The sequence below is a fragment of the Buttiauxella warmboldiae genome, assembly GCF_003818135.1.
Lineage (GTDB): Bacteria > Pseudomonadota > Gammaproteobacteria > Enterobacterales > Enterobacteriaceae > Buttiauxella > Buttiauxella warmboldiae.
Window position 1 is genome coordinate 36,422 of the sequence record NZ_RPOH01000064.1, and the last position, 13,166, is coordinate 49,587.

At 46.5% G+C, this 13,166-nt stretch carries 11 protein-coding genes; 7 read left to right on the top strand and 4 right to left on the bottom strand.

The window, feature by feature from the left end; all coding sequences use genetic code 11:
- Positions 1 to 155: 155 nt before the first annotated feature.
- The 4 genes from EHN07_RS14835 to EHN07_RS14850 all read right to left on the bottom strand — a co-directional run bounded on the left by EHN07_RS14835 (position 156) and on the right by EHN07_RS14850 (position 4,765).
- Entirely contained in the window at positions 156 to 851 is a 696-nt protein-coding gene (locus tag EHN07_RS14835) for a helix-turn-helix domain-containing protein (RefSeq protein ID WP_167467315.1), read from the bottom strand.
- A 115-nt stretch (positions 852 to 966) separates the two neighbouring features.
- Positions 967 to 2,436: a sodium:solute symporter family transporter gene (locus EHN07_RS14840; RefSeq protein ID WP_124024867.1), complete on the bottom strand. Its 1,470-nt coding sequence runs from the start codon at positions 2,434 to 2,436 to the stop codon at positions 967 to 969.
- Between the two features lie 48 nt (positions 2,437 to 2,484).
- Positions 2,485 to 3,798: an FAD-dependent oxidoreductase gene (locus EHN07_RS14845; protein ID WP_124024868.1), complete on the bottom strand. Its 1,314-nt coding sequence runs from the start codon at positions 3,796 to 3,798 to the stop codon at positions 2,485 to 2,487.
- 19 nt (positions 3,799 to 3,817) lie between these two features.
- Positions 3,818 to 4,765 (bottom strand): aldose epimerase family protein, encoded by a 948-nt coding sequence (locus EHN07_RS14850; protein ID WP_167467317.1) that lies wholly within the window; start codon positions 4,763 to 4,765, stop codon positions 3,818 to 3,820.
- A 472-nt stretch (positions 4,766 to 5,237) separates the two neighbouring features.
- On the opposite strand from EHN07_RS14850, the gene EHN07_RS14855 reads away from it, so the two are divergent.
- The 7 genes from EHN07_RS14855 to EHN07_RS14885 all read left to right on the top strand — a co-directional run bounded on the left by EHN07_RS14855 (position 5,238) and on the right by EHN07_RS14885 (position 13,166).
- A complete protein-coding gene (locus tag EHN07_RS14855) occupies positions 5,238 to 6,044 on the top strand; it encodes a DUF3750 domain-containing protein (protein ID WP_124024870.1) in 807 nt (268 codons plus the stop codon).
- Between the two features lie 160 nt (positions 6,045 to 6,204).
- Positions 6,205 to 7,260: an NHL repeat-containing protein gene (locus EHN07_RS14860; protein WP_124024871.1), complete on the top strand. Its 1,056-nt coding sequence runs from the start codon at positions 6,205 to 6,207 to the stop codon at positions 7,258 to 7,260.
- Positions 7,261 to 7,713: 453 nt separating this feature from the next.
- Positions 7,714 to 8,694 carry a TIM barrel protein gene (locus EHN07_RS14865; protein ID WP_124024872.1) on the top strand — a complete coding sequence of 327 codons (981 nt, stop codon included), beginning with the start codon at positions 7,714 to 7,716 and terminating at the stop codon, positions 8,692 to 8,694.
- Positions 8,695 to 8,744: 50 nt separating this feature from the next.
- Entirely contained in the window at positions 8,745 to 9,785 is a 1,041-nt protein-coding gene (locus tag EHN07_RS14870; protein ID WP_124024873.1) for a sugar ABC transporter substrate-binding protein, read from the top strand.
- A 20-nt stretch (positions 9,786 to 9,805) separates the two neighbouring features.
- Entirely contained in the window at positions 9,806 to 11,308 is a 1,503-nt protein-coding gene (locus EHN07_RS14875) for a sugar ABC transporter ATP-binding protein (RefSeq protein WP_124024874.1), read from the top strand.
- 29 nt (positions 11,309 to 11,337) lie between these two features.
- Positions 11,338 to 12,309, top strand: coding sequence for an ABC transporter permease (locus EHN07_RS14880; RefSeq protein WP_124024914.1), 972 nt, complete (start codon positions 11,338 to 11,340; stop codon positions 12,307 to 12,309).
- Positions 12,309 to 13,166: a MurR/RpiR family transcriptional regulator gene (locus EHN07_RS14885; RefSeq protein ID WP_124024875.1), complete on the top strand. Its 858-nt coding sequence runs from the start codon at positions 12,309 to 12,311 to the stop codon at positions 13,164 to 13,166. The genes EHN07_RS14880 and EHN07_RS14885 overlap by 1 nt, the downstream gene beginning before the upstream one ends.

Below are 13,166 nucleotides of genomic sequence, written 5' to 3' on the forward strand. Positions count from 1 at the left end.
TGCCATTAAACGTGAGGTGTCTGTAATAACCTGCTGAATACCAGGGCATCATTGAATGTTTTTTCAGCAGGATAGCGAAAGTATGCACGAATAAAATGAATAACCCTGGTTTACGATGCTATTGGTAACTGAGCCAGTGTCCCTGCCTTTCAGGTTCACTGCCCAATAATCTTATCCCGCAGCTCATATAAACTTTTAAGGGAGGCCTCAAGTTCATTTTCATCACGAATATGCAGGCGAGAAAGGGCAATCGCCGCATGATTTTTTTCATCAAGCATTACCGCTATTGTCCGCTCCTGCGGCGAGCTGTGTACACGGCTCGCGTATCCATTTATGCGCGCAAAATCTATTGGTTCTTTGACCTCGTCAAAACGCTCGTTTCCCAGCAGCTGCAGAATCTCTTCATCTTTCATACGCGATAGCAGCATCACCCCAATGGTGGACTGAGTCACATCAAATAAGTGATTGTTTAACAGGCTTTGAGAGAAAGAATGTTCCGGTAGCGCGTGGATAAGATAGCTGACTTTGTCTCCCCACAGCACGCCAACAGACACTATATGATTGACGGGGAGATAATTTTCGATAACCGGAAGAGCCCGATTCATCAGTTCTGAACCGTGAATTGACTGGGCTGCCAGTACATGAATAGCCGGGCCGGGAAGGTAGGATTTTTTCTCATTCTGCACCACCATCCCCATGTACATCAAAGTGCGCAGGATTCGATTGACCGTCATGACAGGAAGATCAACCTGGCGGGCAAGTTCCCGACACCCGACCGGCACAGGACTGGCCGCCAGCGTTTGCAGGCAGATAATACCGTGGATAATGCTTTGATTTGGCTGGGCTGACACGCTGATAATCTCTGAACAGAAGCGAAAAACTTACTTTAAACACTATAATTTTCGTTGTCCAATCCCTTGTCTAAGAAGATAACCCGGCAACGGCTGCCGGGTCGGGGGGGGCAGGCTACACAACAGAGGTTAATGCCTGCTGTTTTTTTCTCAGGTATAAGGTTGTGCATTGCAACATTAACAGTGGGGTACCGATGCCCACGACCAGATTCAGCACCGGAAGATTCACTTTCACCCATTCGCTATCTTTAAACGCCACCTGCAGTAACAGACCCATAATCCCTGTACCGATAATCGTCAGCCATGCGTGCCATTTCGTCACGGGTTTGACATACAGCGCCCATAGCGCAGGCATAACCATTGGCCCAACAAATAGCGTAGTAATTAAAATGACCACTTTTTCTGCTCCGCCGAGATACGGAATAGCCAGGCTGAGCAAAATGACAATACTTCCCAGCAGAACCGTAACAAATTTACCCACGCGTAATAATGTTCTATCGGAAGATCCGGGGCGTATGATTTTGCCATAGACTTCGGTTGTTAATGCTCCTGAAAACACATTTAACTCACCGGATGCCATACTTGCCGTTGCCGCCAGCATGGATGCCACAATCAGCCCGGTTCCGCCTGCCGGTAATACCATATTTGCTGCCAGAATATACGCCTGCTCGGGATTCGCCGTAGGATCAATCGTTCGATAGACAATCGGAGGGAGCATCCACAGTACTGGCGTCAGGACATACAACGCACCAAACAGATAGGCGGATTTTTTTGCGTCAATCGGCGTGGCGACACAGAGATAGCGCTGAACAAAGGCCCATTCCCCACCAATCTTAAACACGTGGGTGAGAAGCCAGCCAAAAATAAACCAACCTGTATACTCGTTATGGGTAAGGCTAAAATGTTCGGCGGGGAGTTTTGCAATAATTGTCTCAATGCCACCACCATACGAAATAATCAGCGGTACCACGATGAGCACAGAGAATGTCAGTACGATAAACTGTGTGAAGTCGGTAAGCAAAACAGCCCACAATCCACCCATAAATGTGTACATAACCAGTACGATACCGACAATCAGGATCATATAATTCACGCTCATCATCCCCTCGGCATTGGCAAGTATATTTTCTTTGCCGAGGGGAATAAGCGAGCACACGACTACCGATACTGAATATAAGGCGATAGCAACGCCGATCATTCTGGTGACCATACCAAGCCAGGTAAACACTTGCAGTACAAATTTACCGTATTTATGAGCAATAAATTCCGCAGCGGAATCAAACCCCTGTGATTTCCATCGCGCAGCAAAAAAATAACCGGCAATAAATGTGGAAATACCAATGGTCATTAATAATACGATGGATACCACCCCATAACGGTAGGCAATGCCACCAAATACCACGAATGTTCCGGCAGAAAACATGGTCATATACGATGATATTCCGGACATCCACCACGGGGATTTCCCGCCCGCGGCATACATTTCACGGGTGTTAACCATTTTTTTCGAAGTTACGTGACCAATAAAAACCATTGCGATAAAGAAAATAAATAACACAGCATAATCTATCAGGCTCATGTTCATTCTCCATAGAGCTAATAGTAGCAAATTATCTACATGACGTAGATAGCGTTAGACCGTAACACCCTGGCTAATTAACTCCTTACGAACGTCCGGATAGTAATTGTCACGTAGCCTGGTTTTGTTTTTATTTGCAATGGCGGCGCAAACGCCAGCGCCTTGACCTATATTAAGACAGATTGCCATCGCGCGGAAATTGGAGTGAGCCATATGCGTGCCACCAATTGAGCGCCCTGCCAGCAGCAGGTTTTCAACTTTTAGCGGTATCAGCGAACGCATTGGAATGGTATAACGCTCCGTTTGAACAAAGTCATTCTGCCGACCGGTTTTATCCAGCCCGGCACCCTCAATATTATGAATATCGAAGTTAAAATAACAGCGAGTGGCAATCCAGTCATCAAATACTTTAGCCTGCTCAATATCTTCAGCGGTTATTGTATATTCACAAGAAAAATGCCGTGTCTCCCTGACGCCTATCATTGATGCCGTACGGTATAAGCGGCATTGTTCATAGCCTGGTGCATATTCACGTAGAAAATCGATAACGCGTTCCACTTGCAAACTCAGCTTGACCTGAGAACGTGAAATATCTGTATTATTGGTTCCATCAATACCGGTCACATTTGTCATATTAACCGTTACGATCCCCTCTACGGTGGAAGGATAAAGCAAGACATGTCCCATTGGATTTTCAAAATAATCATGGGCTAAGTCCTGGATTTTTCCTCGAGGTACATCAACATTATCTTCAAATTCCCCAGGGAAAATAGCGCGGCTGTAATCCACACCTGATACCTGCATCATCAGCGTGACTGGCTGCATGGCGTTGTCCGTTTCCCGGCCTAATTGATACGGGGCTCCAGCCCGGCAGGCAACATCCCCATCACCTGTGGCGTCAATTATTTTGCTTGCCAACACGGCCTGCCTGCCGGATTTATTCTCCACGATCGCTCCCTGAAGAACGTTGCTATCCATAATCACATCGCAGATTTGCGTATAAAACATCACTTCTACATTGTGTTCATCAAGCATTTTAAGCATTGTCAGGCTAAGTTTTTCATGGTCGATAATAAATTTCGAGCGCAGAATTTTCTCACCAAAATAATTATAATCAGTGTGGCTGCCACGAGCTCGCTCAAGAAGCTCATCAAGCACCGGACCTTCGGTATTTCCTGTCCAGTGGCTCATAAGTCCAGCGGTTGCCATTCCACCAATAATACTGTTGCGCTCAATCACAATCACTTTCTGACCTGCTTTGGCTGCGCCAATGGCTGCACCAAATCCAGCCGGGCCACCGCCACAGACTAATACGTCACAGACTTTAGTTACTGGAATATCACGTGCGGGTTCGCTAATATATTTCATTGTTTATTCTCACGGTTGATTAAAATGCAATGAATTGATAACTATCGGTTTCACAATAATCCCTTTGAGGGTGCGTTAATGATAAAGCTGCATCTCCAAGTAGATAATCTGAAATGGGATATACCGGTTCGAGACATAATGATGAATGCCGCCACGGTTTTGTTTTTAGCAATGCTCTGTGGTTATTGGCAGTGAAGAGATGTATTGCCGGTCTGGAGGTTTTGATTTGCAAGCGCCAGTTAACATCTGGGTGCGAGATTTCAGCAGCTGTCGCTGAGTTTTTATTCAATAAATAGCAGTGGTTATAACCCTGTGTTTTCTGCAACTCACTATTTATATTAATGTTTGCCAGGCTATTAAGACTCCTGGGTTTTTGCAAGTCGAGGATGCTATCTGCCACCAAAGATGATGTTGGTAGCGGTAGATTTTTATCATCAGTTTCGACAACCGCTGGAGAATCAATTTTTATACAGTGCTGATAAATTCGATCTTCGGTTGAAAGATTAAAATAAGCATGGTTGGTGATATTAATTAACGTCGGTGTTGCTACTTTTGCCTGATAGGTTATTGAGAGGGTGTTCTTTGAAATACGATACTGAATCGTAAAGCGGCCGCTTTCTTTTAATGTGAGCCCCAACTGTAAAACGTTATCAGTATGTTTTTCCACTTGCCAGTAATGGCAATGGAAACCATTGCGACCACCGTGTAAGTGATGCCCCTGAAAATTTCTATCGTAATAAAACTTTTCTCCATGGCGTTGAAATAAACCATCACGTAGCAGGTGTGCACGCGGCCCGATAGTCGCACCCATCCAGTTTTTATCAGATAAGTAGTGAGCCACCTTTGCCGGTGAGACGACCACATTATGCCCGGCGTGTTTGCCAAGGTGATGCAAGCGTGCACCGTAATTTACTACCTCGACGTAAACAGAAGATTTGTCAGTGATGATTAATTTTTTTAATGACATGAAAGTACCACGCCTGATTTGTGTAACTAATATAGTTACATTGAGGGTAAATAACCATGCTGTCAAGAAGCGCCGGTTGAGGTGATTCATAATTGTGATAACGATCGAATTTAATATTCCTGCTTATGAAACTCAGCGATCGCATCAAAAGGGGGGAGAACGCGGGAAAGCTTGAGCCTGCCCTTATTAAGATGCCCCGAGAAGCCAAAGTGGTTTACAGGGGCCTGGTGGAAGGATGAAGTTCCGGATAAACCGATCGTTTTAGAACAGACAGCGGAAAATTATGCTGCTTACATATAGATATCTTCCGCTCAGGCTATCCAGGGTGGAGGCCTGCAGCGGGTAACGATTATATCTTGTACAGGATAACTCTTATCTTCCACAGGCTCTGTTTCTCGAGGACTATCCTGGAAATACTCATTTCACCGATTGCCTTGTGGAATAGACTTTCTGCTACGGGTGGCTAACTATCATGATGGCTATTAAATGGTTAACTTTTTGTTTTGCATTAATTTTATTGTTTTTGGCTAGTTATATAAAAAATTCGCAGGCCAAAGTGGACTCCGCCTCGAATAGCTGGACAACGGCACGCCGTGATTCTGCCGGAATGTCTCCAGACCCGGTAAAAATGAAACATGACGCTATTATTCAGATTTATGCCGCACCCACATACGGCTGGCGTGGTTTGGTCGCGGTGCATCCATGGATTATTTTTAAGCGTGCTGGTGAAGCCCAGTTTACCCGTTATGAGGTTGTTGGCTGGCTTGGCCCCAATTTTGTGCGCAGGGACTATGCCGTCCCCGATGGTTACTGGTTTGGTAAGCAACCAGAACGTTTTGTGGATATCCGCGGTAGTCAGGCCGAAGGTTTGATCCCAAAAATTGAAGCGGCAATAAAAGCGTACCCTTACTCAAACACCTATAAGGCATGGCCAGGGCCTAATAGTAATACGTTTATGGCGCATATTGGGCGAGAGGTTCCCGGCCTTAAGCTGGATCTTCCGGCCAATGCCATTGGTAAAGATTATCGTGGCTTAGCCGATCCGATTGGATTATCTCCTTCTGGCCGTGGTGTACAGCTTTCAGTGCTTGGTATTTTGGGCTTTACGCTCGGTATGGAAGAGGGGGGTGAAATCAATTTACTGGGGCTGAATTTTGGTGTTGATATTAAGCAACCGGCGCTGCGGTTGCCATTTATCGGCCGGTTAGGTTTTGATAATTCGAGTGTAGATGAAATGCAATTGCAAGAATCTTCATCGAAACCTGTCAGGCCTGGCTGAAAATGATTGGCGAGAAATGGCAATTTGTTGGTCAGAAATCCTCAAAATGCTTAAAACATTTGAAAAAGATATTCAGCTACTACCTTAACGCTTGTGCTTTCCCGACGCCGGGTTTGAACATCCAGGTAATAAATGTATCAATCGGAGTGAAAAAATTTTTATGGCAATGATCCCATGGGCATTCTCTTCTATTCGCTTAAGGGCTTTACTTTCCGCTTTGATAATTACCGTTGCTGGTAATACAAGCGCGGGGGAATTATATACTGTTTCTGGCTCTGAGGGAGGCTACAAAGATGGCCCGGTTGCAACCGCACTTTTTAGTGGGCCCAGCGGTATTGCCGTCGATGATAAGGGCGATATTTTTGTCGCTGATAGCAAAAATCACCGTATCCGAAAAATAAGCTCCGTTAACGGTACCTTAGTTGTCAGTACGCTTGCGGGATCTCATCGGGGAACAAGAGATGGCATTGCGGCACAAGCATTGTTTAATTATCCCACCGGCGTTGCCGTGGATAAGAGTGGTAATGTATTTGTCGCAGAATATTATGGACATCGAATTCGTAAAATAACGGGTTCTGGCAGCCAGGCATTAGTGAGTACCGTTGCTGGCAACGATAGTGGCTTTGCTGATGGGGCCTTGCAATCTGCTCGTTTTAAAAACCCGGCCGGTTTGGCTGTTGATGCTGCTGGAAACTTATACGTCGCTGATAGCGGCAATAATCGTATCCGTAAAATTACGGGGACCAGAGTGAGTACCGTTGCCGGCGTTGGGGGCAGTGGGAAACAGGATGGCCCAGCACTTAGCGCACGTTTTAGCCGCCCGTTTGGCATAGCGCTTGACTCAACTGGCAGTATTTATGTTGCCGACCGGGGCAATAATAGGGTGCGTAAAATTTCGTTCGCAGACAAGCTTGCTACTGTTTCTACCGTCGCGGGAAATTTATCTGAATTTAACTCTCCGTATGGCGTTGCGATAGATAAAAAGGGGGCGGTTCTGGTTGTGGATAGTATGAATAATAGGATCCGTGCCATTATTTTTGACGCACAGGCAACGCATATTACAACCATTGCTGGTAGCGGGCAGGGTAACTCCACTGATGGTCATGCTCTTCAGGCCGGCATTAATTATCCCAATGGTGTGGCGGTAAGCCCTACGGGAGATATTTATATTGCTGAGGATGGAGGGGATCGCATCCGAAAAATCACTACGAATTAATACATGTTATTTTTACGCTACCGAAAACTCCCATGAAAATATAAATGGATAAGTTATGAAACGTGGTAATGACCATTGCCGATAACGCTGGCAATTTGGTTATGTTTTCCAAAGCAGATAATACTCTCCGCGCTGGTTACGCTCTCAATCGCTGGTCTGATAGACGCCGCTGCCCTCTCTCAGTGTCAGAAGGGTTATTGCTTACATCGAAGATTTAGAATCCTCTCCTTTAGTTGCACACTCACTCAAATACTCGTTATTCAGGTCAGGCGTACAGCTTTATCAAAGACTCCCCCATCCATCCATCCTGATTTCGTGAATAGCCTCGCAAAATTTCTCCCCTACAACGCAATTAACTTGCGGAAGCACTCCCCTGATGATAGTAAATCATTACTTCACAAATTATCGTGAAGAAAGAAAGTACTTTACGAACCAATTTAGGAAGGACTTCCCATGTCAGAATTGAAATTTGCTACACGCCTGAACTCTTTTGCCTCCGGTCCACATATGTACTGGCCTGATTTGCAGGGTAAACCGTCGGTACTGCAAATGATTGAACGTGCCGGAACGGTGAACGGCCTGACTCACCTGGATTTAAACTATCCCCAGCACATGACCACTGACGTTAAAACCATGCGTCAGGCCATCGAAGCGGCTGGCCTTGCGGTTAACGGAATGCAAATGCGCTGGGATGCTCCTGAATTCAAAATCGGTGCCTTTACTCACCCGGATGCAAAAATTCGCCGCCAGGCCATTGAGCTGACCAAGCAAGGTATTGATGCCGGGCGCGAGTTTGGGGCCAAATTAATGACGCTCTGGATGGGGCAGGATGGCTTTGATTACTGCTTCCAGGCTGATTACAAAAAGATGTGGGAAGACGCCGTCAGCGCGGTACGTGAAGTCGCTGAATACGCGCCGGATGTCGATATCAGCATTGAATATAAGCCCAATGAACCTCGTGCTTACAGTATTTTCCCGAACGTCACGACCTGCCTGTTAGCCGTAGAGGAAGCGGGATCACCAAATCTGGGCATTACGCTTGATTTTGCACACGTACTTTTCGCTAACGAAATCCCGGCTTACGCCGCCGCAATGGTTGCACGGCGCTCGCGTTTATTGGGTCTCGATCTGAATGACGGCTGGGGCAAACGTGACGATGGTCTGATGGTCGGCTCAGTCAATCCTCGTGCAACACTTGAATTTATCTGGCAAATGCAACGCGATGGTTATCAGGGGGCGTATTACTTCGATACCTTCCCGGACGCAAGTGGTCTCGATCCGGTACGCGAAGCTGAAACCAATATCGCGACCGTAAAACGTTTCTTAAAACTGAGCGAAAAACTCAACAACAATCCGGAGCTATCAGCTGCGATCGCGCGTCAGGATGCTGTTACATCACAGCAAATAGTGAATGACATCATGCTGGCTCGCTGATTCGTGAACTACCGGTGTTTTACTCCTACAAAAACATTGAAGGTCAAAAGATGAAAATAAAATTACTCTCTGTACTCGCCTCTACCTTGTTCAGCTCTTGCCTTTACGCCGCGGAACTTCCTCCACTGCATTCCGATACCGAACCCGATCGTACGGACTGGACAGAGCTTGCCAGTAAATATGGCCCGATGCCCGCCGTCGACAGTAAATTGAAAATTGGCGGCGTATCGAAAACGTTAACCAACGAATACTGGCGCTCGTTGGGTGAGGGCTATAAAAACGTAGCGAAAAAGAATGGTTTTACCCTCGCCTACCAGGCTGCGGCAAATGAAGACGATCAGCTAGGCCAGCTTTCAATTGCAGAAACTCTTCTTTCTCAAGGATTTAACGGCCTGCTGGTGTCGCCGCAAACCGATGCCAATCTGCAACCAGCCTGGGAGACCGCGAAAAGCAAAGGAATTCCTGTCGTCAACGTGAATGATGCCGTCATGCCAACTGCGGCATGGTATGTGGGCAATGTGCAGAAAGATAACGGGGTCCGTGTTGCGAACTGGTTCATCAAACACCACCCTGAAGGAGGCAAAGTAGCCATTATCGAAGGGCAGCCAGGTGTATATGCCGCAGGCCAACGCACCAGCGGTTTTCGTGAAACGATTACCGCCAACGGTAAATTTACGCTTGTCGCCAGTATCCCGGCAAACTGGAGCCGCGAGCGTGCCTATAATGCCGCGGCGACCATTTTGCAACAACATCCTGATTTAATAGGATTTTACGCAAATAACGACGGCATGGCGCTGGGTGTCGTTGAAGCCGTGCGCTCGGTCAATAAATCTGCCCAGGTTGCGGTCTTCGGCACTGACGGTATTTCTGATGCTTATGCATCCATTAAGCGCGGTGAATTAACTGGCACGGTGGATAGCTTCCCGGTATTGACGGGCGAAGTTGCCATAGAAGTGCTGCTGCGTCTGATTGATGGGCAGAAAATCTCTCGCGTAGTTTCGACTCCACAGGCGCTTATCACGAAAGAAAATGCAGATGCATTTTCCACCAAAGATAACGACAAGCTACGTGAACTGCTGAAACAGCAATAAAGCCAGGCAACGGAGGGTGTATGGAACAGTTTTGTTTAACGATGCGTAGTATCACCAAAACCTACGGCAATGCCATTGCCGTTCAGGACGTTGATTTTTCAGTTAAACGTGGGGAAGTGCATGCGCTAATTGGCGAAAATGGCGCTGGAAAATCGACATTGCTCAATATCCTGTCCGGCGTCAGGGGGGCGGATAGCGGTGAGATCTGTGTTGAAGGTCAGGTTATTCAGATGAAAAGCCCGCTGTCTGCACGCCATGCTGGTATTGCCATGATCCACCAGGAGTTGCAGCACGTTCCTGAACTCTCCGTTGCACAGAATATGTTTTTAGGTCGGCCTTTAACCAGGTACAAAGGTCTGTTCGTTAACAAAAAAGCCCAGTACGCACGGGCGATGACGATCCTTAAGCGCCTCGATCCCACGATCGATCCCAACGAACCGATTAAGAATCTCAAAGTGTCCCAGCAGCAGATCGTGGAAATTGCCCGCGCACTGCTTGATGACGCGAAAATCATCGCCATGGATGAACCAACATCCAGCCTGACACCACGCGAATTTGACAGGTTAGCTGAGCTGATTTCCGATCTCAAATCAATGAATGTGGCGCTGATTTACGTATCGCACAAAATGAATGAGATTTTTAAAGTCTGCGATCGTGCAACCATTATGCGTGATGGCAAGCAGGTCGGCGTGGTTAACATTTGCGATGAAACAGAAGAGACCATCGTCACCAAAATGGTGGGACGTAAAATCGATAAGGTACAGCACAATTCTTATGTTACTGAAAAGCCGGTGCTGGAAGTCAAAAACCTTGGTCGTGATAAAGCCGTCGTCAACGCCAGTTTTACGGTTAACGCAGGCGAGGTGTTGGGTATTGCCGGCCTGGTTGGAGCCGGACGCACCGAGCTTTTGAAACTGATTGCCGGTATCGATAAATCCACCAGCGGGCAGATAGCAATAGAAGGTGCCGTGTTGGGGAGACTCACTATCGCCAATGCCATTCGCGCTGGTATCGGGTTAGTACCAGAAGACCGCAAAAAGGAAGGCATCATTAAAGAACGAGCGGTCAAAATGAATCTCGCACTACCGTCAATGCGGAAATTCACTGTAAGTGGGCTGATTAAGAAAAGTAGATTAAATCAGGTCGCGACTGATGTGATGACTGACTTAAAGCTACGCCCCATGAATATTGAAAAACCCATTGGCACACTAAGCGGAGGTAATCAGCAAAAAGTGATCATTGGTCGCTGGGTTGCCGCTGACGCCAGGGTATTTCTTTTTGATGAACCTACCCGTGGCATTGATATTGGTGCCAAATCAGAAATTTATAATCTGATTGAAAAGCTGGCTCAGCAGGGAAAGGCAATAATAGTCGTCTCATCTGAAATGACAGAAATTATCCGGATCTCCGACCGCGTGTTAGTTATGCGTGAAGGTAGGATTTCAAGGGAATTACATGGTGAAGATGTTACAGAGGAAAATATTGCCCGGTTTGCTATCAGCGATCTGGATATGAAAAATTAACTTCCCCTTTTATTTTTAAGGTTACTATGATGATCACACAAGGTAATACTCAACCAGCGACATCCGTTACATCACATTTTAAATTTAATGTACGAGATGCCGGAACGCTTATTGGTTTGTTAATTATTATTATCACTTTCTCTTTTTTGTCTCCGGTATTTTTTACCTTACCCAATCTGCTTAACATTTTGCAGCAGTCATCAATTAATGCCATTATTGCTCTCGGAATGACGCTGGTTATCATCTCAGGCGGTATTGATTTATCAGTTGGCCCTGCCGCTGCACTCTCAGCCGTGCTTGGCGCAACGCTGATGGTCGCAGGTGTTCCCGTTCCGTTAGCCGTACTGGCGACGTTAGGTATCGGTGCATTATGTGGAGTATTCAGCGGAACGCTTGTCGCTTATGCGGGTTTACAACCGTTTATTGTAACCCTGGGTGGCCTGTCACTGTTTCGTGCTATTGCACTGATTTTCACCGATGGTAACCCAATATTTGGCATTCCAATGGAATTTCGCAGCGTAATAAATGGTCTGGTGTTTGGTATTCCCATGCCAATTATTATTGTGGTAGTCATTGCTCTTATTTTATGGGTGATTATGAATAAGACCCCTCTGGGTGAGTATATTCTTGCGGTGGGCGGGAATGAAGAAGCCGCGCGTGTGGCAGGCGTGCCGGTAAAAAGAACAAAAGTCACTGTATATATTCTTTCTGGAGTGTTAGCAGCACTGGCCGCACTTATTTTAATTGGACGTCTGGGAGCGGCTGAACCCACGTTAGGAAATTTATGGGAGCTTGATGCGATTGCTGCAGCTGCGATTGGTGGCGCTTCATTAATGGGGGGGAAAGGTAGCGTTCTTGGTACGATTATCGGGGCAATAATTCTTGGAGCATTACGTAATGGTTTGACATTATTGAATATCCAGGCTTTTTATCAATTGCTTGCTACAGGCCTTATTATTATCATAGCAATGTTGATTGACAGAGCGACACGAGGCAAATAATGAAGCTGGATCCACGAGCGATTGGTGCTCAAATTCGTATGAGATTACCCTATCTGACTCCGCTGGAGAAAAAGGTTGTGGAGTCAATCACGCTAAAAACCAATTTATCTGAGCAAACGTCGTTAAAAGAAATTGCTCAGGAGAATAATGTTTCTGAGGCGATGGTGGTCAAGCTTGCCAAGAAACTTAACTTTTCTGGTTTTCGTGATTTCAGAAGCAGTTTGATTTATTACAACCATTCTGAAGTAGCTAATCTGCATGCGGAAATTGAGCCTGAGGATTCGTCGGAACAATTGTTGGCCAAAGTGTTTCGGACATCAATCCAGGCTATCGAGGAAACCAGTTCAATACTCGATATTGCGGCCTTCGATCGCGCGGCTGAGATCATATTTAAAGCGCGCTATATCGATATGTACGCCGTCGGTGGCTCGGCCACTGTCGCACGCGATCTGTCGCATAAGCTTTTGAAAATTGGTATTAAATCGTCAGTACATGACGATGCTCATACCATGCTGATGTCTGCCGCCATTTTGTCTGACGATGATGTGGTTATTGCAATTAGTCACTCTGGTGCCACACGAGCCGTGAATGACCCGATTAAACTGGCTACCCGCAACGGTGCCAAAGCAATTGCCATCACCAACTATGCCGAGTCACCTATTGCGCACAATTCGCATGTGGTGCTCAACTCCACATCACAAGGATCGCATCTGCTCGGGGAAAATGCCGCATCGCGTATTGCGCAGCTCAATATCCTGGACGCGCTGTTTGTCGCTATCGCCAAAAAGGATTTGAAGAAAGCGGAAAAAAACCTGATGAAAACGCAGCAGGCGGTCAAGGATCTAAGAGAGTACTAG

Coding starts and splice junctions, on each gene's coding strand:
- EHN07_RS14840 (WP_124024867.1), bottom strand. CDS start 2,436: ATGAACATGAGCCTGATAGATTATGCTGTGTTATTTATTTTCTTTATC.
- EHN07_RS14845 (WP_124024868.1), bottom strand. CDS start 3,798: ATGAAATATATTAGCGAACCCGCACGTGATATTCCAGTAACTAAAGTC.
- EHN07_RS14850 (WP_167467317.1), bottom strand. CDS start 4,765: ATGTCATTAAAAAAATTAATCATCACTGACAAATCTTCTGTTTACGTC.
- EHN07_RS14855 (WP_124024870.1), top strand. CDS start 5,238: ATGATGGCTATTAAATGGTTAACTTTTTGTTTTGCATTAATTTTATTG.
- EHN07_RS14860 (WP_124024871.1), top strand. CDS start 6,205: ATGGCAATGATCCCATGGGCATTCTCTTCTATTCGCTTAAGGGCTTTA.
- EHN07_RS14865 (WP_124024872.1), top strand. CDS start 7,714: ATGTCAGAATTGAAATTTGCTACACGCCTGAACTCTTTTGCCTCCGGT.
- EHN07_RS14870 (WP_124024873.1), top strand. CDS start 8,745: ATGAAAATAAAATTACTCTCTGTACTCGCCTCTACCTTGTTCAGCTCT.
- EHN07_RS14875 (WP_124024874.1), top strand. CDS start 9,806: ATGGAACAGTTTTGTTTAACGATGCGTAGTATCACCAAAACCTACGGC.
- EHN07_RS14880 (WP_124024914.1), top strand. CDS start 11,338: ATGATCACACAAGGTAATACTCAACCAGCGACATCCGTTACATCACAT.
- EHN07_RS14885 (WP_124024875.1), top strand. CDS start 12,309: ATGAAGCTGGATCCACGAGCGATTGGTGCTCAAATTCGTATGAGATTA.